15 protein-coding genes and 2 pseudogenes are annotated in these 18,988 nt (G+C 65.9%); 9 read left to right on the top strand and 8 right to left on the bottom strand.

All coding sequences use genetic code 11. The features are described from left to right. Positions 1–130: 130 nt before the first annotated feature. Complete coding sequence (locus ACPEE0_RS14330; protein WP_424574693.1) at positions 131–1,573, top strand: MFS transporter; 1,443 nt, start codon at positions 131–133, stop codon at positions 1,571–1,573. Between the two features lie 35 nt (positions 1,574–1,608). Then, positions 1,609–2,625, top strand: a complete 1,017-nt coding sequence (locus ACPEE0_RS14325; protein ID WP_424574692.1) for a nucleoside hydrolase — start codon at positions 1,609–1,611, stop codon at positions 2,623–2,625. 107 nt (positions 2,626–2,732) lie between these two features. Here ACPEE0_RS14325 and ACPEE0_RS14320 read toward each other — a convergent pair whose 3' ends face one another. The 4 genes and pseudogenes from ACPEE0_RS14320 to ACPEE0_RS14305 form a co-directional block, all read right to left on the bottom strand. Beyond that, a complete protein-coding gene (locus ACPEE0_RS14320) occupies positions 2,733–3,893 on the bottom strand; it encodes an MFS transporter (RefSeq protein WP_424574691.1) in 1,161 nt (386 codons plus the stop codon). A 2-nt stretch (positions 3,894–3,895) separates the two neighbouring features. Then, a pseudogene (locus tag ACPEE0_RS14315) lies at positions 3,896–5,523 on the bottom strand (amidohydrolase). Between the two features lie 285 nt (positions 5,524–5,808). Continuing rightward, positions 5,809–6,609 carry a GntR family transcriptional regulator gene (locus ACPEE0_RS14310; RefSeq protein WP_424574690.1) on the bottom strand — a complete coding sequence of 267 codons (801 nt, stop codon included), beginning with the start codon at positions 6,607–6,609 and terminating at the stop codon, positions 5,809–5,811. A 137-nt stretch (positions 6,610–6,746) separates the two neighbouring features. Next, positions 6,747–8,288: an alanine/glycine:cation symporter family protein gene (locus ACPEE0_RS14305; protein WP_009372926.1), complete on the bottom strand. Its 1,542-nt coding sequence runs from the start codon at positions 8,286–8,288 to the stop codon at positions 6,747–6,749. Between the two features lie 186 nt (positions 8,289–8,474). On the opposite strand from ACPEE0_RS14305, the gene ACPEE0_RS14300 reads away from it, so the two are divergent. Beyond that, positions 8,475–9,116: a class I SAM-dependent methyltransferase gene (locus ACPEE0_RS14300; RefSeq protein WP_009372927.1), complete on the top strand. Its 642-nt coding sequence runs from the start codon at positions 8,475–8,477 to the stop codon at positions 9,114–9,116. Between the two features lie 141 nt (positions 9,117–9,257). Next, entirely contained in the window at positions 9,258–9,944 is a 687-nt protein-coding gene (locus ACPEE0_RS14295; protein ID WP_133351217.1) for a hypothetical protein, read from the top strand. Positions 9,945–9,947: 3 nt separating this feature from the next. Here the strand turns inward: ACPEE0_RS14295 and ACPEE0_RS14290 are convergent, their stop codons facing one another. Both ACPEE0_RS14290 and ACPEE0_RS14285 read right to left on the bottom strand, forming a co-directional pair. Then, a complete protein-coding gene (locus ACPEE0_RS14290) occupies positions 9,948–10,790 on the bottom strand; it encodes an alpha/beta fold hydrolase (protein WP_424574689.1) in 843 nt (280 codons plus the stop codon). 59 nt (positions 10,791–10,849) lie between these two features. Next, a complete protein-coding gene (locus ACPEE0_RS14285) occupies positions 10,850–11,236 on the bottom strand; it encodes a TfoX/Sxy family protein (RefSeq protein ID WP_354175397.1) in 387 nt (128 codons plus the stop codon). Positions 11,237–11,516: 280 nt separating this feature from the next. Here ACPEE0_RS14285 and ACPEE0_RS14280 point away from each other — a divergent pair, with 280 nt between their 5' ends. Continuing rightward, the gene (locus ACPEE0_RS14280) at positions 11,517–11,720 is read left to right on the top strand and encodes a cold-shock protein (RefSeq protein ID WP_009372930.1); all 204 of its coding nucleotides are present in this window, start codon (positions 11,517–11,519) and stop codon (positions 11,718–11,720) included. 125 nt (positions 11,721–11,845) lie between these two features. Next, entirely contained in the window at positions 11,846–13,123 is a 1,278-nt protein-coding gene (locus tag ACPEE0_RS14275; RefSeq protein ID WP_424574688.1) for a plasmid pRiA4b ORF-3 family protein, read from the top strand. A gap of 7 nt (positions 13,124–13,130) precedes the next feature. Here the strand turns inward: ACPEE0_RS14275 and ctaD are convergent. Both ctaD and ACPEE0_RS14265 read right to left on the bottom strand, forming a co-directional pair. Then, positions 13,131–14,881 (bottom strand): annotated as a pseudogene (gene ctaD / locus ACPEE0_RS14270) (cytochrome c oxidase subunit I). 121 nt (positions 14,882–15,002) lie between these two features. Further along, on the bottom strand, positions 15,003–15,737 hold the full coding sequence (locus ACPEE0_RS14265; RefSeq protein ID WP_424574687.1) for a FadR/GntR family transcriptional regulator: 735 nt from the start codon (positions 15,735–15,737) through the stop codon (positions 15,003–15,005). A 189-nt stretch (positions 15,738–15,926) separates the two neighbouring features. Here ACPEE0_RS14265 and ACPEE0_RS14260 point away from each other — a divergent pair, with 189 nt between their 5' ends. From ACPEE0_RS14260 to ACPEE0_RS14250, 3 genes are all read left to right on the top strand, one after another. Next, entirely contained in the window at positions 15,927–16,472 is a 546-nt protein-coding gene (locus ACPEE0_RS14260) for a gluconokinase (protein ID WP_035752688.1), read from the top strand. Between the two features lie 48 nt (positions 16,473–16,520). Continuing rightward, on the top strand, positions 16,521–17,924 hold the full coding sequence (locus ACPEE0_RS14255; RefSeq protein ID WP_009372934.1) for a GntP family permease: 1,404 nt from the start codon (positions 16,521–16,523) through the stop codon (positions 17,922–17,924). 172 nt (positions 17,925–18,096) lie between these two features. Continuing rightward, the gene (locus ACPEE0_RS14250) at positions 18,097–18,921 is read left to right on the top strand and encodes an SDR family NAD(P)-dependent oxidoreductase (RefSeq protein WP_424574686.1); all 825 of its coding nucleotides are present in this window, start codon (positions 18,097–18,099) and stop codon (positions 18,919–18,921) included. Positions 18,922–18,988: the final 67 nt, after the last annotated feature.

Genomic DNA, 18,988 nt, shown 5'->3' with positions numbered 1-18,988 from the left:
GCCGGAAGGGGCAGGAACAAAATTCAGTGTACGGCATGGGTTGTACTTGTCAGTCATACATGGTTGTATAACAACTCGAATCTTGCCAAACAAAGATGCAAGAACCCCTGCTCGAACAAAGGAGTTTGATGTGAACACCCCAGCCCCGGCGGCCGCCGCACCTCCCGCGGACGCCGCATCCGCCGTCGTCCTTCCCGAGGGGGACGCCAAATTCTCCGGCCGCCGTGCCGCCCTGCTCATCTCCACCCTGCTGCTCGGTGTGCTGTCCTTCCAGCTCAACGCCAGCATGGTCACCCCCGCGCTGCCGCAGATCGCGGCCAGCTTCGGCCGGAACGCCGACGCCGCGGCCCCGGTCCAGTCCATGTTCTTCCTGGCCGGCGCCATCGCCGGGCCGGTGATCGGCCGGTGGAGCGACTTCATCGGCCGCCGCGCCGCCCTGCTGCTGGTCCTCGGCATCATGGGCGCCGGCACCATCCTCTGCATCACCGCGCCCACGCTGGAACTGCTCATCACCGGCCGGTTCCTGCAGGGCGTCTCCAGCGCGGTCTTCGCCTTGGCCTACATCGTCCTCAGCGAGAACCTGCAGGCGAAGGTGTTCGGCACGTCGGTGGGCATCATCGCTGCCATCAACGGGGGAGTGGGCGGCGTGGACGGCTACGTGGGCGGGCTCATGGCCGAGACGCTCGGCTTCCGGTCCATCTTCGTCGTCGTCCTGGTCCTGACCGCTATCGCCGCCGCCTGCATCATCCGCATCGTTCCGGCCGGGCGTCCGAGCGGCATCCGCGGCGCCATGGACTGGTGGGGCGCCGGCTCGCTCTCGCTGTTCCTCGTATTCACCACGTACTTCGTCTCCGGCGGATCCGCCGCGGGCTGGACCGCGCCCGGCACCCTGGCGCTGCTGGCCGCCACCATCGCGTCCTTCGCCGCGTTCTGGTTCATCGAAAAGCGGCGCAGCCACCCGCTGATCGCCGTCCACCACCTCCGCTCCCGCCAGGTGTGGCCGGTCATCGCCACCACCGTCCTGACGCTTGCCGGCATCTTCGCGATCATCAACTTCACCGTGGTGCTGCTCAGCCAGGATCCCGACGGCGGCTTCGGGCTTTCGGCGTCCGTCTCGGCCCTGCTGTTCCTCACCCCCGCCGCGCTGATCGGCGTGTTCGCCGCGCCGCTCGCCGGCTGGCTGGCCGACCGCCGCGGCTGGATCAAAACCCTGCGCGCCGGAACCGGACTGAGCCTTGCCTGCGCCATCGCCGCGGCCGCGTTCTCGGAGAGCCAGGTGGCGGTGCTCGTGGCCGTCGCGGCCCTCGGCATCTTCTACAACGGTTTCTTCCTCACCGCCATCAACGGGCTCTCGGTGCTGCTTTCGCCCAAGGAAGTCCCGGCCGCGCTGCCCGGCATCAACGGTGCCTCCTTCGGCATCGGGGCGAGCCTCGGCGTCGTGCTTGTGGCGCCTTTCGCCGCCCTGTCCACGTCTGCCGGGTACGCCACCGCGCTCTGGATCTCGGTGGGCATCACCGCCGCCGCGTTCATCGTCAGCCTCTTCGTTGCCGCCCCCAAGGGCGAGACCGTCTGACCCCCATTCCCTTCACCGATCCTGAAAGAAGACCCATGACTGCCACCTTCCCGTTCTACCTGGACTGCGACACCGGGATCGACGATGCCCTCGCCCTCGCCTACCTGCTCGCCGCCCCCGCCGCGGACCTCGTGGGGATCGGGGCTGTCAGCGGCAACGTCAGTGCCGCCGTCGGGGCCCGCAACACCCTGGACCTGCTCCAGCTCGCCGGCGCCGCGGACATTCCCGTTGCCCTTGGTGCGCATAATCCGCTGGCCGGTTCCTTCGGGGGAGGGGCGCCGTGGGTGCACGGGGAGAACGGCATCGGGGAGGTGTCGCTTGCCCCCTCGCCTGCTCCGCTGGCTGCCGAGTTCGCGCCCGAGATGCTGGTGCGGCTGGCCCGGACGTATCCCGGGACGCTGCGCGTGCTGGCGATCGGGCCGCTGACCAACATCGCCGAGGCCCTGCGGCTGGAGCCCGCGTTGCCTTCCCTGGTGCACTCCGTGACGGTGATGGGCGGGGCCGCGCTTGCGCCCGGCAACATCACGCCGGTGGCCGAGGCGAACATCTGGAACGATCCCGAGGCCGCTGCCCTCGTGCTCGCCGCCGACTGGGACATCACGCTGGTGCCGCTGGACGTGACCATGACGTCCGTCCTGGAGGAGCGCCACCGGCAGGAGCTGCTGGCCGCATCCGCGCCGGTGCCGCGGGCGCTGGGGGAGATGCTGGGCTACTACTTCCGCTTCTACGAGGGCATCTACGGCCGGCCCTGCTCCGCGATGCACGATCCCCTGGCCGCGGCGCTCGCCGTTGGCGCTGTGCAGGCGGCGGTGGCGCCGGTGGTGCGTGCCACCGTCGACACCTCCGCCGGGCCGTCCCGCGGCCAGACGGTCTGCGACATGCGCGGGCTGTACGCCGGCTACCCGGAGGTACGGGGCGCGCGGTGCCGCGTGGTGCTGTCGCTGGAAGAGAACGTCGCACCGCACCTGGTTGAGACGCTGCTGGGTCACTTTTCGGAGGTTGAGCCGGGCCTCACGACGGCGGCCCTCACCACAGCAGGGTCCGCCACCTGACGCCGCCCCACCACAGAGTTTTCGTCCAGATATGGCGACTTGCAGGCCGTTCAGCTCGCCATATCTGGACAAACTCCGGGCCGTGTCCGGGACTGGGACCGGGCCGGCTACCGGCGCTGGGCTATGAGGACGAGGACGCATGACGCCAGCACACCGGCGAGGGCGAAGACAAGCATGCCCGTGAATGAACCCCCGCTTGACTGGATTAGAGCCCCGCTGACAATCGGGCCGATGGAGAAACCGGCGCCGATCATCAGGTTGGTGGTGTTCATCAGGTGTCCGCCGCTCGAGAGCGAGGACAACGTTGACAGCAGGTACGGCAGGATGAAGGTCCAGGCGAACTTGAAGATCACGGCGGCGGCGGCGAATTGGATCAGGGCCGGTGAGCCGAGGAGCAACAAGATGCTGACCGCCATGCCTGCATAACCTGCCGCGAGGTATAGCTTCCGGTGCGGCGTGTCACCGAGGGCTGTGGCAACGAGGGCGGAGAGTATCCCGGCGACAGTAGCCACGGAAAGGACAAGGCTGCTGGCGGAAAGATCGATACCGGATCCTGCAGAGATCTGGGCGATGAATGACCAGACACCGCTGAGCGCGATGTAGAAGAGCAGCACCGCTGCCATTCCCGCAACTGCCTTGAAAACCGGAACCCGGGCCGGTGCCTCAGCAGCAGCGGGGCCCGCGGTGCGCAACACTTCGCCGTCGATGCGGTTGACTACCAGGAGGCACAGCACTGCGAGCCCGGCAAGAGTCCAGTAGATCGCTGAAACAGCCGCTGCTGCGAACAGTGACGGGAAGACCGCCAGGATCAGCGCGCCCATGGCCAGTTGGAAAACAACGAAGATTCCGAATGCGCGGCTGGGGTTGGCGGTCTTGCCGCTGAGGGTCAGGATGATCACCGTGATGGAGCCTGCCGCAAGGCTGGTGACCACCCGGGCGATCATCAGGAGGCCAAAGTCGTCTACGAAACCGGAGACCACGTTGCCTGCAATGACAATCGCGGTGAAGATATAGCTCGCCGTCCGCAGGTTCATGCGCCGGAGCCACAGATAGGCCGGGACGGTTGCCAGGCTGAAGGCCCCGAGTTCCAGCGAGAAGAGCGTTCCTACCTGGACCGGGGAAAGATTGAACTGCTCGATCAGCTTGCCCGCGATGACGGGCGCAATCAGCAGGACGGTGTACAGGACTGCACTGAAAACAGCGATGTAGGTATACGTCCCCTTATCCGGGGAGACGGCTGCCGGAGCAGCTGGTGCGGTGGTGGTCATGGTTATCGTCTTTCGGGCAGGACGCAGCGGCAAAGGCCGCCCGTCGGCGGAAAAAGGGGGTGGTGAGCGCTGCTGGGCCTGTGAGGAGGAGCAGGGATTACGAGGAAGCCATCAGGAGCGCTGAGTTGTGCGTCCTTCGGCCGGGGCCGCTGCGGGGTCTGCAGACTCTGCGTCGAAGACCTTGCGCCCCGCGAACAGGTCTGGCGGGTTCTGATGTGCGGGATTTGTTCGATGTCGATTCCGTGCGGATTATCACTCAGGACGATGAAGTCTGCTGACTTCCCCGGGACCAGGGAGCCGGTGACATCATCCAGCCCCATCGCCTCGGCGGAGTTTGTGGTGTAGACCCGGATGGCTTCCGGGAGCGAAATGGCCTGTTCAGGCCAGAGCGTTCCCGGGAACTGTCCCGTTGGGTCCCGCCTGTTACCAGGCCGTAGATCCCTTCCCAGGCGTTGGGCGACACGCTAACCGGCCAGTCCGAGCCGCCGGCGATGCGGGCTCCGGAGTCCAGCAGGGAGCGGTTGGGCTGCATTTTCGAAGCCCTTTCCGCCGGGAGCACTGTGGCAATGGCCTCGGAGATGACGCCCGGGAACCACAAGGAGGGAGAGATGTCGGCGGTGACATCAAGTTCGACAAACCGGGGGATGTCCTGTTGCTGGACGAACTGGCCGTGGGCGATGTGGTACTTCGGCTTCGTGTGTCCTGCTGCGCGGACCTTGGCCACGGTATCCAGCACGAGCCGGACGGATGCGTCCCCAGTGCAGTGGATCTTCGCGGAGATGCCACGCTCCGCTGTGCCCATGAGCCAGCGCTCAAGTTCCGCTGCGGGCATGGTGGTCCCGCCGCAGTGACACTCCGGGAAGCCGATGCCGGACAGATAGGGTTCAATGAACGCCGCTGTCCCCGCCGGCGGCACCCCGTCAAGGAAGATCTTGATGAAGTCCGGCCGGTGGTGTTCGGACCGTGTGTCCTCGCGGTGGGAGATGATGCCCTCGCCAAGTGGTGTGGTGCCGAAAATGAAGTCATTGGCCTGCATCGAGGTCACCACCCAGGCGGCGAGTTCTCCGGAGTTGTCGAGCTCTTTCAGGGCCTGCAGCAACTGGAGGGACGACGCCGCATCCTGGAACCCCGTAACGCCGAAGGAATGAAGGATTTCGATCCCGCGCGCTGCGGCCCTGGCCAGGTCACGGGTGGACTGCGGCTGCAACCGCGCAACCGTCTGTTCCACAAGGACGCCTCCGGCCTCGATGAGGACACCGGTGGCACGCCCGGACGGGTCTCGCATGATGTGGCCGCCCTCGGGATCCGGCGTGCGGTCGTCAATCCCAGCGAGAGCCAGAGCGCGGGTATTGACCCACCTGTTGTGTTTGCTGTCGTCCTTCAGGATGGCGGGCCGTCCGCCGGTCACGGCATCAAAGCGGGCCAGGGTTTCCATGGAGTTGAGTTCGGCGAGGAGGCCCGAACCCCAGCTTCCGCCGATTACCCACTCGTCCGGGCCCAGATGCCTTGCGTACTCCGCCACCGCTGTGAGGAGATCAGCAAGCGACTTGGTGGGCGCCTCGTTAAGTTCAAACAAGTCCATCTGACCGGCGAGCATGTGGTGATTGTGGACGTCTAATAGTCCTGGCATGACATAGGCGCCGTCCAGGTCGATGACCTCAGTGCCCGGTCCAGCCGCAGCTTCAGCAGGCGCGCCGACGGCCAGGACTTTCCCGCCTTTGACGGCAAGTGACCCGACGGTGGCATGATCATCGCCCAAAGTGTCGATGACACCGTTGATCAGAAGAAGGTCAGCTGTGTTGTCCATAACCTCAGTCCCTAAAAGGTGCGTTGGGTCACAACACTAGATTGCCGGCCTCCGCCCACTTGATTCTCCGTGCACTGCATTTGAGGATCCGGGCAGGCTGGCCGTCATTCAGGACGGGAACGACTGCATGATCGACAGATGCCCCGCCCGGGCAGCGATCAGGCATTTGGCCAGGTAGAAGGGCCGGTTGTTCTGGCGGACGTACTGGGTGAGGACCAGGACCGGGTCCGAGCCGCGGAGGTCCAGCAGCTTGGCGCGACTGGGACCCACCTGGCTGAGGCTGATCTGGCACTCGCCCGGGCCCGGAACCCGGCCCAGCTGGACGGTGAGCGCGGCAAGCAGGGTCGCGCCGCCGTCGTCCTCTATCTCGAGGGGTGCGGCCGGGCCCCTGCCGAGGCTGACCGGCTGGGCGGTGACGTTTTCCTGCAGATGGGCGATGGCTTCGCCGTCGCGGAGGAGGACGGATTCCCAGAGCCAGCATTCGGTGCCGGGCTCGACGCCGATGCCGGGGGCGACGAACTCGGAGGCCTCCTGCCGGACCACCTGGACGCGTTTGACCTCGATCTGCTGGCCGGGGCTGCCCAGGACCTCCTCGAACGGGCGGATCCGTTCGATGCCGATGCGGGGGAGGGTGTCCGAGACGAAGCGTCCGACGCCGCGCCGTGCCCTGATCAGGCCGTCCTCCTCGAGGAGCATGAGGGCTTCGCGGACAACCGTGCGGCTGACCTTCATGTCGGTGCCGAGTTCGGTTTCGGTGGGGATCATGGAGCCGGGCGTGAGGAGGCCGTTGCGGATGGCTTCGGCGATGCGCGAGTAGACGGCAACGCGGAGGGGCGAGCCGGGCTGGGCTGCCACCGGCTGGGACAGGAACCGGGCGGCGTCCTGGTGCACGTTTGCCTCGCTTTTCATGGTGAATCCGGGGATTCCAGCCTAACAAGTGCTACGCGTTTGTTGGACAAGCCAGTTCTGGAGCAGCCGCCATTAACGCAGCAGGCCGTGCACCGCGCATGGGCGCGGCACACGGCCTGCTGCATCTGGGGTGTGCGCTAGCTGCGCGCGGATTCCTTCTCGCGCTCGGCCGTCTTGTAGGACTCCCAGAAGGTGGCCCCGGTGATGCCGAGGGGCCGCGGGTCGAAGACGGGGTCGAGGCCGAGCTTCTGCTGCCGCTCAAAGTCCTTGAGCGCCTTGAAGGCGGGCTTCTGCAGGACCAGGATGCCGACGATGTTCAGCCAGGCCATGAGCCCGACGCCGATATCGCCCATCACCCACGCGTCGGCGGCCGTGTTCACGCAGCCGTAGGCGGAGGCAACGAGGATGGCCACCTGCAACGCGACGGTGGTCGCGCGGCCGAGGCTGGTCCGCAGGCCCGGAATCATCTTGGCCGACGAGCTGCCCAGGAGGAAGCGCAGGTTGGTCTCGGCCATGTAGTAGTAGGCGATGACAGTGGTCAGGCAGAAGAAGACCAGCGTGATCGCGATGAACGCGGCACCGACGCCGGGGAAGACGGAGTCGAAGCCGGCCTGGACATATTGCGGCCCGACGACGGCGCTCGCCGAGAGCAGCCCGCCCTCGGCAAGGACCTCGCCGTCTTCGCTGCCGCCGGAGAAGACGCGGTAGGCGCCGGTGGAGAGGATCAGGAAGCCGGTGGCCGAGCAGACAAACAGTGTGTCGATGTACACCGCGAAGGCCTGGACCAGGCCCTGCTTTGCCGGGTGCGAGACTTCGGCGGCAGCGGCCGCGTGCGGGCCCGTGCCCTGGCCGGCCTCGTTCGAGTAGACGCCGCGCTTGACGCCCCACATGACGGCCAGGCCGATGATGGCGCCGAGGGCGGAGTCCATGCCGAAGGCGCTGCGGAACACCAGCGAGAGGATTTCCGGCAGCTGGGCGGCGTTGATGACGACGACGATCAGGGCGAGCAGGATGTAGCCGGCGGCCATGAACGGCACCACGAACGATGCCACGCTGGCGATGCGCTTTACGCCGCCCATGACGACAAGTGCCAGGAGGATGACGGAGCCGACGGCCACGACCCACGACGGGATGGTCCAGGCGCCGCTGATGGCGGTGGCCATGGAGTTGGTCTGGACGCCCGGCATCAGGACGCCGCAGGCAAGGACAGTCACGGCGGCGAAGACGTAGCCGTAGACCTTGAAGAAGCCGGCGCCCTTGGTGTGGGCGAAGGCGCGGGAGAAGTAGTAGGCCGGGCCGCCGCGGTACTCGCCGGTCAGCGGGTCGCGGGTCTTGTACATCTGGCCGAGGGTTGATTCGACGAACGACGTGGACGCGCCCAGGAAGGCGACGGCCCACATCCAGAACAGGGCGCCCGGTCCGCCGAAGGCAATGGCGGTGGCGACGCCGGCGACGTTGCCGGTGCCGACGCGTCCGGACAGGGACATGGCCAGGGCCTGGAACGAGGAGACGCCCGAGGCGGACTTCTCACCGTGGAGGAGCTGCTGGAACATGCCCTTGACGTGGCGGACCTGAAGGAAGCGTGTCCGGACGGAGAAGTAGACTCCGGTGGCAAGGCAGAGATAGACGAGCCAGTCGCTCCAGATCACGTTATTGATGGCTGATAAGGCATCGCTCATAAGTGTGGGTTCCCTCCATAAAGAGCGTGTCAGATGCGGGTGGTGCTTCTGCGCCACCGGTGGATGTCGTGGCGCGCACCACACAAAACCTGTGAAGCTTCTCACAAAGCGCCGGGGGAGTCCATTTGGCCCACCCTAGGCGAATAATGGTGGGCAACCAGGAAAGGAGTGGTCATGGAACCTGGGATGCGCCGCTTTCAGCACCCCTGCTTTGCGCGTGCCTTCGCACGGGGGGTGGAAGGGATGGACCGCCGCGGGGCAACTGAGCACCGCCGGCGCATGCTGGCCGGCCTGCACGGTTCAGTCATCGAAATCGGTGCGGGGACTGGATCCTCTTTTGCGCTCTACCCGCCCGCTGTCACCCACGTCCTGGCGCTGGAACCCGACGACTATCTGAGGAGCCTGGCCCAGGAACAGGCCGCCAATGCCAGTGTCCCAGTGACTGTGGTCTCGGCTGCAGGGGAGCACATCCCTGCCGAAAGCGGAAGCGCGGACGCCGTGGCTGCGAGCCTCGTTCTGTGCAGTGTTGAGGACCAGGCCGCCGTTCTCGCGGAAATCCGGCGCGTCCTGCGGCCCGGCGGAACTCTTGCCTACTACGAACACGTCCGTTCCGACCGCCCTTTCCTTGCAGCAGTGGAAGACCTGATCACGCCCGTCTGGCGGCGTTTCATGGGCGGGTGCCACCTCAACCGGGACACGCTGCAGGCCATCACCGCAGCAGGTTTCACGGTCCAGGACAACGAGCGGTTCAGGTTCGTGGTGCAGCAGCTGAACCCGCCCCTGGCCCACATCCTGGGCACCGCCACGAGCCCCGGGCCGCCCGGCTGACACCACCGGTGCGTCGCAGTTCAGCAGCAGCCGGCCGACGAAGACGGGGGCTTTTGACCCTACTTCAGGTTCCGGCGCCGCCCCTAGCCTGAGAGAAGAAGGGCGGCGCACGGCCGCCTGCCGGACTCCGGGAGGCACAGGGTGAAATCGGCAAACACAAGCATCGTCGGAGGCATCGTCCTGATGCTGGTGGGTGTGCTGTGGCTCCTCGACCGGCTGGGCGTGGTGGAGAGTGCAGCCCTCCTGGCGCCGCTGGTCTTCGCCGGCGCCGGGGTGTTGTTCCTGTCCCTGTTCGCCCGACGCCGGGAGAACTGGTGGGCGGCCATCCCCGGTTCGGTGTTCCTGGGCCTGGCTGCCGTAGCCACCGCCACGCAGTTCACCGGGAACAGCGCGGCCGGCGCCTTCCTGTTCCTCTTCATGGCCGGGGGCTTCGCAGCCGTCTACCTTCGGGAACGCGGGAATTGGTGGGCCCTGATCCCGTGCGGGGTGATGCTGACACTTGCACTGATCGTGACCATCCCGCAGCAGCTGCAGGGTACCCCCGTCGCGGCCGTCCTGTTCCTGGGGCTGGCGGCCACTTTCGGTGCGCTGTCCCTCGTCCCGGTCCGGACTGCCGACCGCGTGGAGCGCATGAAGTGGCCCTTGATTCCGGCTGCAGTCCTTGCAGTGCTGGGAGTGATTTTCGCGCTGCAGTCGATGGCGCAGCTCATCCCCCTGGACTTCGCCGTCCCCGCGGTCATGATCCTCGCCGGGATCACCCTGATGGTTTACGCCTACTTCGCCCGTCACGGCAGGCAGCACAACATCCAGGGACCCAGCGCCGGCTGACCCTCAGATCCCCGGCGGCTGGCATGCCGGCTGGGGCGCCGACTTACCCGGTCCGGGATTCCGCGGCCACGTGCCGTCCACCGGTTTCCGCCTCGGCCAGTTCCCAGTGCCGCCGGAGCCCGTCGGCGAGCCGCTGCGGCTCGATGCGGTGCGGCGGGTCGAAGTGGTGGCGCCGGGGAAGACCTCAAGGTGGAAGTCCGGGAAGAAGACCCGGGCAAGCCTGGCTGCAGTGTCACCGTAGTCATCCGGATGGCTCAGGCCGCCGAGGGCGAAGAAGACGGGGTGGCTGAAGGCGGCCAGCCGGGACCTGTCCAGGTCGTAGTTGTCGAAGTTCCTGAGGAACGCTCTGATGCCCGCGGGACGCTTGGCCATCCAGGGCGGCGGGGGACCGGGCTCCGGCGGCGGAAGGACGACGTCGGGCCTTACTCCCAGCCGCATGAAGGCGGGGAGGAACTGCTCGGGAGGGAGGGATTCCAGGTGCCTGTACCCCTTCCGGTGTTCGGCGTAGGCCGGGCTCCAGTCCCAGTTCCCCGCCCAGGCCGGCTCGAGCAGGGCCAGGCTCTGCAGCCTTTCGGGGTGTTTGGCGGCCACCGCCAGCGCTACGGAGCCGCCCCCTGAGTAGCCCGCCAGGTGGAACGTGTCCCAGCCCCGCGCGTCCGCCTCGCGCAGGACACCAGCAACCTCCGTGTCCAGGGTCCAGTCCGCGGGCGGTGCATCGCCCCTGTAGAGCTCGAGGTCTTTGGCGACCGCCTCCACGCCCGGCCCGAGGGCCTCTATAAGGGCCGAGTAGGCCAAGGGTGCGGGCAGGACGGCACCGGGTAGCAGGATGGCCCGAATCGGTTGCATGGGAAAACCCTACGCCGCAACCGGCAGTAAACAAGGGGGCTTGAGACGCGGCTGCGCAGCTACTTCCCGGCGGTCTTCGGCGCCCGGACCTTGGGTTCCTTCGCCGGGAGCGTGGACACGAATTCGTAGGCCTTGGTGACCCAGGCCTTGGCCCGGGCATCGTCGCCGTCGCCCTCCTCGTTCCACACCTCGGGAAGCCCGGAGTAGCCGGCCATGGGGCGGTCTGCCGGACCGAAGGGGACAGTCCGTTCAGAGGATTCCAGCATCACCCGGTCCTCGTCCGAGAGCTTCACGCCGATGGTGGGGCCGAAGAGCCCGGCAAACATGTTGCCGTTGACGAACGCGCCCAGGTTGCCGAACATCGGCTTCACCACGACGTCGGGCTGGTCCGGCACCACCGACCGGAAGCGTTCCTTGTCTTCTTCGCTTGCTTTGGGCATCTCCATGGCTGGTTCCCCCGTTCAAAGAGTGCTGCTCGATGTGAGTGCAGACTATGCCCATTCGCCCGGCCGGTCGAGGGGCCTGCCGGTGCCCTGTGACGTGCTTGGCTAGGCAAATCTGAAAAGTCCTGTAGTGTTGAACCCGTTGTTGTGTTTGCATTTGGTAGTTCAGGCAGTACGCGCGGTCGAAAGTCCGCGTTCTTCTGAAGTAGCGGTTTTGAACACCCCACACCGGAGGGCCCGAAAGTCGGGACTTTCCCTCCACCTTCACGAAGGACAAAAAATAATGGCTACTGGCACCGTCAAATGGTTTAACGCTGAAAAGGGCTTCGGCTTCATCTCCCCGGACGACTCCTCGCAGGACGTTTTCGCGCACTACTCCGCGATCAACTCCAACGGCTTCCGCTCCCTCGAAGAGAACCAGAAGGTTTCCTTCGACACCGAGCAGGGCCCCAAGGGTCCCCAGGCCACCAACATCCAGGCTCTCTAATTTCCTAGAGTTCCGGGACCGTTAGGTTTCTCGAAGCAGGGCTTGCCGTCATGGCAAGCCCTGCTTTTGTTAACCCGGCTGTGCTGCTTCTTCCTTCATCCCATCCTCCTGACAGAATGGCCAGCATGGACAGCACCGAAACCGTTCCGGCCCTCGACCTGCGGATCAGCATCGAAGATACCGAACCGCTTATCTGGCGAAGGCTGCTGGTTCCTGAAGCGCTGACAGTGGAGCAATTCCACCTGGTCGTCCAAGCCGCCTTCGGCTGGGAAAACCGCCATCTATACGGCATCCAGACCACGGACAGAACTGGCAGGAAGCGGACAATCACCGATCCCGACGACGGCCAGGACGGTTTCCGCGCAGAGGCCCCATCCGGCGTCGTACTTTCCGAGCTCCTGGACCCGGCGAAGGCGGGCATGGCCTTTGACTATGACTACGACTTCGGCGACAACTGGACACACCATGTGGAGCTGGTGGGCAGCGGCAAGCTTAATCCGGCCGAGCTACGGTTCGTGGATGGGGCCAACCGTGGCCCGGTGGAGGACTCTGGCGGACCGTTCGGCTACAGGCAGTTGATGGAGGCCTTGGCGGATGATCACCATCCGGAGCATTCCGAGGCACGGTCCTGGACTTTTCAAGTGACAGGCGAGTTTAGGCCGTTCGACCCCACGGCTCTGGATCCAGAGGCCATCAACCGCCGGCTCCGGATGCTGAGCCTGCAGTGGTGGCCGCAGCCACTCACTGATCAGGAACGCAGCATGGCGCTGGGCCCCATCTTGTGGTTCCTGCACGCTGCCTCCGGTGACGGGCTGGAGCTGACCAAGGACGGCTACCTGAAGCCTGCTGTGGTCAAACAGGCGCTGGAAGAGCTGGGGTGGGACAGCAGGATTGTCGGCAAAGGCAACCGTGAGAGCCAGACCCCGCCCATCCTCGAACTGCGGCAGCACATGCTTGACTGGAAGCTGCTGCAAAAACGGAAGGGCCGGCTGCTCCTGGCGCCGCGCGGGCGCCACTACATCGGCCGTCCGGACGAGCTGTGGGACTACGTGGTGGAGACCATCGCGCTCCCGGAACACCCGGCCGTATACCTGACCACCCGGCTCTATCTGGACTGGCTCATCAGCGGCATCGCACCGCCGCTGACCGAGAGGGTTGACGTGATCCGCAGCGAACTGGAAGCGGCCGGCATGGTCACCCGGTCCGGTCATCCCGTACCGGCGGAATGGGCCATCGACATCGACCGGACGGTCCGCTGGAACCTCAAGTGTCTGCAGCTCATGGGTCCAAAAAAGAACTACTTCGACCGGGCACTCGTCACCGACGGCGGCCTGAAGTTCGCCCTGCAGGCCCGGGAGTTGGCCGGGCAGCATGTTCCCGAGGGTCTGCTGCTCCCAAGATAGCTTTCAGCTATTCGTCGGGGTTTGGACTGCGGACATCCTTCTCGCCGATGTCGGCCGCACCCAAGGCGGCGGCTGCGGGGCTGTGCGTGGTCTCATGCTCGCGGACGCGGATTTCGGGGTGGTGCAGGTCCAGGGCCGGACGTTCTGAGCGGATGCGCGGGAGCGATGTGAAGTTGTGCCGCGGCGGCGGGCAGGACGTGGCCCATTCGAGCGAGGCCCCGAAGCCCCACGGATCATCCACGGCAACCTTGCGCGTGCTGCGGGACGTGATGAAGACGTTCCAGAAGAACGGAATCAGCGAGGCGCCCAGCAGCATGGACGAAATCGTGGAGAACTGGTTCATCCAGGTGAAGTTGTCCTCCACCAGGTAGTCGGCGTAGCGGCGCGGCATGCCCTCAACGCCCAACCAGTGCTGGATGAGGAAGGTGCCGTGGAAGCCCAGGAAGAGCATCCAGAAGTGGATCTTGCCCAGGCGCTCGTTCAGCATCCGGCCCGTGAACTTGGGCCACCAGAAGTAGAACCCGGCGAACATTGCGAACACCACGGTGCCGAACACCACGTAGTGGAAGTGGGCCACCACGAAGTAGGAGTCGGAGACGTGGAAGTCCAGCGGCGGGGAGGCCAGGATGATGCCGGTCAGGCCGCCGAACAGGAACGTGATCATGAAGCCGATGCTCCACAGCATGGGCGTTTCGAACGTCAGCGAGCCGCGCCACATGGTGCCGATCCAGTTGAAGAACTTCACGCCGGTGGGCACCGCGATCAGCATGGTCATGAACGCAAAGAACGGCAGCAGCACTGAACCGGTGACGTACATGTGGTGCGCCCACACGGTCATGGACAGCGCGGCGATGGAAATCGTGGCGTACACCAGCCCCTTGTAGCCGAAGATCGGTTTACGGCTGAAGACCGGGAAGATCTCGGACACGATGCCGAAGAACGGCAGCGCGATGATGTACACCTCGGGGTGGCCGAAGAACCAGAACAGGTGCTGCCACAGGATGGGCCCGCCGTTCTCCGGATTGTAGATGTGGGCGCCGAAGCGGCGGTCCGCACCGAGCGCGAACAGGGCTGCCGCCAGGGGCGGGAACGCCATGATCACCAGCACGGAGGTGATCAAGGTGTTCCAGGTGAAGATCGGCATCCGCCACATGGTCATGCCGGGGGCGCGCATGCAGATGATGGTGGTGATGAAGTTGACGGCGCCCAGAATGGTGCCGAAGCCGGAGAGGGTCAGCCCGAATACCCACAGGTCCCCGCCCAGCCCGGGGCTGAACGTGGTGTTGGACAGCGGCGTGTAGGCGAACCAGCCGAAGGACGCGGCGCCCTGCGGGGTGATGAAGCCGGACACGGCAATGGTGGAACCGAACAGGAAGAACCAGGTACTGCCAGCGCGTTGAGCCGCGGGAACGCCACGTCCGGGGCGCCGATCTGCAGCGGCATGATGAAGTTCGCGAACCCGGCAAACAGGGGCGTGGCGAACATCAGGAGCATCACGATGCCGTGCATGGTGAACAGCTGGTTGTACTGCTCCTTGGTCTGCAGGATCTGCATGCCGGGTTCGAAAAGCTCCGCCCGGATCAGCAGCGCCATCACACCCGCCAGGCAGAAGAACACGAACGAAGTGATCAGGTACAGGAACCCGATGGTCTTGTGGTCCGTGGTGGTGATCCAGTTGACCACCACGCGGCCCTTGCTCCGCGGAACGACGGCAGGCGCCGTTACTGATCCTGTACGCGACTGTCCGGTGATGGCCATGGTGCACCTCACAGCTGTTCCTGCACGGCAGGGCCGCTTGCATGGGCCCTACTAGCAGGCTACTCAGGATCGGGAGAACCGGAAAGAGGCCGGAGGGATCCTTTCCGTGCCCGGCAGTTTCCTAGTGCAGCCCCATCGCCTCGCGCACTTCGTCCAGGATGTGGTGCATGGCCCGTTCTGCAACCACGGTATCCCCGCGCGCCACCGCCGCCGCCACATCCTCATGCGCCTGCAGCGCCTCATTCCGCGGCTTGAACGGCATCAGCCCCTGCTGGGTGCGGCTGGTCAGCACCTCCGCCACCATATCCTCCAGTGCCCGGAACATCTCGTTGCCGCAGCTCCTCAGCAGCAGCTGGTGGAACTCGATATCCGCGGCAAGGAATGCCTGCAGATCGCCCGCCTCGCCCAGCCTGCGCAGCTCGGCACCCAGGGCAACGAGCTGGGCACGCTCCGCCGCGCTCGCCCGGCGGGCGGCCCCGGCAGCGGCGATGGGTTCGACGGCGATGCGCAGCTCGGTGAGGCTGCTGTACTGTTCGGCACGCCGCTCGGAGGCAAGGCGCCACCGGACGAGCTTGGGATCGTCGACATTCCAGAGATCCGGTTCCTGCACCACGATGCCCACCCGGCGGCGCGAGTAGACCAGGTTCATGGATTCCAGGACCTTCATGGTGTCCCGGGCAACCGTGCGGGAAATGCCGTATTCCTGCTGCAGCCCCTCAAGGGTCAGCCGGCTGCCGGGGGCCAGCCTGGCGGAGGCGATGGCAATGCCGACCGCCTCCAGGACACGCTCATGCATCGCGGGGGAGGCCCCGCCGTCGTTCGCGTCATCCGCGTCCTGTACTGTCGCCGTCGACATTCTTTTCCGCCTTCCCGCGCCGGAGCGCAACCTCAGGATAGCCAAGAATGCTGAAAAGGTATGACTTGTGACACGGAAAGATAGTACCTATCAATCAAAAAGGTGATACCTTATGGCGTAGCCCACTTCATCACGGGCACGCAGCGAGCTTCTTCGAAAGCCAACGACGTCTTCTCCGGAGGTATGACCATGCAGTATCCACCCACGCACCTCGTGGTGATGGGCGTTGCCGGATCCGGCAAATCCACCCTCGCAGCAGCCCTGTCCAAGCAGTTGGGCTGGGCCTGCGCCGAGGCGGACGAATTCCACCCCCAGGCCAACATCGCCAAGATGACGCAGGGCATCCCGTTGCAGGACGAGGACCGCTGGCCGTGGCTGCGCGAGATCCGCGACTGGATGACCGCGCAGGCCCAAGCCGGCTGCAGCACGGTCCTGACCTGCTCGGCGCTCAAGAAGAGCTACCGAAACCTGCTGTCCGAAGCCGAGGGCCGGGTCCTCTTCCTCCATCTCGACGGCGGCGCGGACCTGATCAGCCAGCGCATGCAGGGCCGGGAAGGCCACTTCATGCCGCCCACGCTGCTGCCCAGCCAGCTCGCCACGCTCGAGGCGCTCAGCCAGGAAGAGCTCGACGCCGGCAGCCTCCGCCTCGATATCTCCCGCTCGCCGGAGGAGCTGGTTGCCGCCGTCGTGCAGGCACTGAAGCTTCCCTCCGGACAGGCGCCCTGCGCCTCCTAACGCCCCAAACCCAACCCCAACACAAAAGTTCTGTTTCAAAGGAGAACCATGACCATCGAAGGATGGACCCAGACGCTGGGAGCAGGTCCCCTGCTGCTCATCGCCGCAGCCGCGATCCTCGCGCTGCTGTTCCTGATCATCAAGCTGCGCGTGCACGCCCTGATCGCCCTGATCCTGATCAGCCTCGCCACCGCCTTCGCCACCGGCATCCCCGCCAACCAGGTGGTCCCGGTGCTGATCAACGGCTTCGGCACCACACTTGGCACCGTGGCGCTCCTCGTGGGCCTGGGCGCCATGCTCGGCCGGATCGTGGAAACCAGCGGCGGCGCCAAGGTGCTGGCCGACTACCTCATCGGCGTGTTCGGTGAAAAGCGCGCCCCGTTCGCACTGGGCCTCGCCTCGCTGATCTTCGGCTTCCCCATCTTCTTCGACGCCGGCCTGGTGGTCATGCTGCCGGTCGTCTTCGCTGTCGCACACCGCCTGGGCGGTGGAGTGCTCCGCTACGGCCTGCCCGCGGCCGGCGCCTTCTCCGTGATGCACATCTTCCTGCCGCCGCACCCGGGCCCCGTCTCCGCCTCCGCGTTCTTCGATGCCAACATCGGCCTGGTGACCATCGCCGGCCTCATCGTGGCCATCCCCACCTGGTACGTCACGGCCTACCTGTACGGCCTGTACACCGGCAAGAAGCTGGTCCTGCCCGTGCCCGAAATCCTGGGCCACGCCTCCGCAGAGGCCGAATCCCACCCGCCGCGCTTCCGCACCATCGTGGGCCTGCTGCTCCTGCCGCTGGTACTGATCTTCATGAACACCGGCCTGAACACCCTCGCTACCTCCGGCGTTCTGCCTGAGGGAGTCAAGGACGAGCAGTGGTACCAGGTGCTGCGTACCCTCGGCGAAACCCCGGTTGCCCTGCTGATCGCTGTCCTGGTTGCCCTGTTTGTGCTCGGCGCCAAGCGCGGCAAGGACGCCGGTGCCCTGGAGAAGCTGCTCGAGTCCTCCCTCGGCCCGGTCTGCTCCGTCATCCTGATCACCGGCGCCGGCGGCATGTTCGGCGGCGTGCTCCGCACCTCCGGCATCGGCCAGGCACTCGCCGACGTCCTGGGCAACCTGGGCATCCCGCTGATCCTGGCAGGCTTCCTGATCTCGTCCATCCTCCGCATCGCCCAGGGTTCGGCTACGGTTGCCCTCACCACCACCGCGGGCCTCATCGCCCCCGCAGTGGCAGCGGCCGGGCTGAACGGCATGCAGGTGGCTGCCATGGTCCTGGCCGTCGCCGCCGGCTCCGTGGTGGTGTCCCACGTGAACGATTCCGGCTTCTGGCTGGTGGGCCGGTTCTTCGGCATGGATGTCAAGACCACGCTGAAGACCTGGACCGTCATGGAAACCCTGATCGGCGTGATGGGCTTCGCCATCGCCGCGCTGATCTTCCTGCTGGCCGGGCTGGCGGGCTGACCCTTCCCGACCAGGTAGCGCCAACTGCCGTTTTGGACTCTCAAAACGGCAGCTGGCGCTACTTGCTTTTGCAGCGGCGGTCCGGCGGCGGGAACACCTGCCGGGCCGCCGTCGTTGTTTATCTTTGTGCGTCTCCGCCAGGAGCGCCGTCCGCCAGACCAAAGGAACTCCCTTGACTCCTCGCACCATCGTGATCACCGGCGCCAGCGACGGCATCGGCGCAGCAGCCGCCCGGGCACTCGCGAAGGCGGGGGAGCAGGTTGTCATCGTGGGCCGCTCCGCCGAGAAGACCCGCGCCCTCGCCAAGGAACTGGACGCGGATTACTTCCTCGCCGACTTCGCCGAGCTGGACCAGGTCCGCACCCTCGCCGCGCAGCTGAAGTCCGACTACCCGCGCATCGACGTCCTCGCCAACAACGCCGGCGGCATCATGGGCAAGCGCACCCTCACCGTGGACGGCAACGAGTCCACCTTCCAGATCAACCACCTGGGCCCGTTCCTGCTCACCACCCTCCTGATGGACACCCTCACGGCCAGCAACGCCAAGGTCATCAACACCGCCAGCGCCGCGAACGGCTTCGGCAAGCTGGACCTCTTCGACCTCACTTCTGAGCACGGTTATTCCACCAACCGCGCCTACGGCACCGGCAAGCTCTCCAACATCCTCTTCACCTCCGAACTGCACCGACGCTACGGCGATCAGGGAATTACGACGGCGGCATTCCACCCGGGCGTGGTCCGCACCAACTTCGCCGCGGAGTCCACGAGCCCCTTCCGGCACGCCTACAAGACCCTGCTGAACCGGTTCATGCTGAGCCCGGAGCAGGGCGCGGACACCATGCTCTGGCTCATCAACGGCACCCCGGGCACCGACTGGATTTCGGGTGCCTACTACGCCAAGCGCGCCCTGGCCAAGGCCAACCCGCAGGCCTACGACGCCGAGCTGGCCCGGGGCCTGTGGGAGAAGAGCGCAGAACTGGTCGGCGTCGGTGCCTAGTACGACCCACCTCCAGGGCTGAATTTTTGTCCAGATAAAGCGACTTCCGGACCGCTCAAGTTGCCAT

Source organism: Arthrobacter sp. SD76 (genome assembly GCF_049726125.1).
Taxonomy (GTDB): Bacteria; Actinomycetota; Actinomycetes; order Actinomycetales; family Micrococcaceae; genus Arthrobacter; species Arthrobacter nitrophenolicus.
Note: the sequence above shows the minus strand (reverse complement) of the source record. Positions and strands in the feature narration are given on the sequence as shown.

What these genes read in the sequence shown, in the direction of transcription:
- ACPEE0_RS14325 (WP_424574692.1), top strand. Translation starts at nt 1,609, where the DNA reads ATGACTGCCACCTTCCCGTTCTACCTGGACTGCGACACCGGGATCGAC.
- ACPEE0_RS14320 (WP_424574691.1), bottom strand. Translation starts at nt 3,893, where the DNA reads ATGACCACCACCGCACCAGCTGCTCCGGCAGCCGTCTCCCCGGATAAG.
- ACPEE0_RS14310 (WP_424574690.1), bottom strand. Translation starts at nt 6,609, where the DNA reads ATGAAAAGCGAGGCAAACGTGCACCAGGACGCCGCCCGGTTCCTGTCC.
- ACPEE0_RS14305 (WP_009372926.1), bottom strand. Translation starts at nt 8,288, where the DNA reads ATGAGCGATGCCTTATCAGCCATCAATAACGTGATCTGGAGCGACTGG.
- ACPEE0_RS14300 (WP_009372927.1), top strand. Translation starts at nt 8,475, where the DNA reads ATGCGCCGCTTTCAGCACCCCTGCTTTGCGCGTGCCTTCGCACGGGGG.
- ACPEE0_RS14290 (WP_424574689.1), bottom strand. Translation starts at nt 10,790, where the DNA reads ATGCAACCGATTCGGGCCATCCTGCTACCCGGTGCCGTCCTGCCCGCA.
- ACPEE0_RS14285 (WP_354175397.1), bottom strand. Translation starts at nt 11,236, where the DNA reads ATGGAGATGCCCAAAGCAAGCGAAGAAGACAAGGAACGCTTCCGGTCG.
- ACPEE0_RS14280 (WP_009372930.1), top strand. Translation starts at nt 11,517, where the DNA reads ATGGCTACTGGCACCGTCAAATGGTTTAACGCTGAAAAGGGCTTCGGC.
- ACPEE0_RS14275 (WP_424574688.1), top strand. Translation starts at nt 11,846, where the DNA reads ATGGACAGCACCGAAACCGTTCCGGCCCTCGACCTGCGGATCAGCATC.
- ACPEE0_RS14265 (WP_424574687.1), bottom strand. Translation starts at nt 15,737, where the DNA reads ATGTCGACGGCGACAGTACAGGACGCGGATGACGCGAACGACGGCGGG.
- ACPEE0_RS14260 (WP_035752688.1), top strand. Translation starts at nt 15,927, where the DNA reads ATGCAGTATCCACCCACGCACCTCGTGGTGATGGGCGTTGCCGGATCC.
- ACPEE0_RS14255 (WP_009372934.1), top strand. Translation starts at nt 16,521, where the DNA reads ATGACCATCGAAGGATGGACCCAGACGCTGGGAGCAGGTCCCCTGCTG.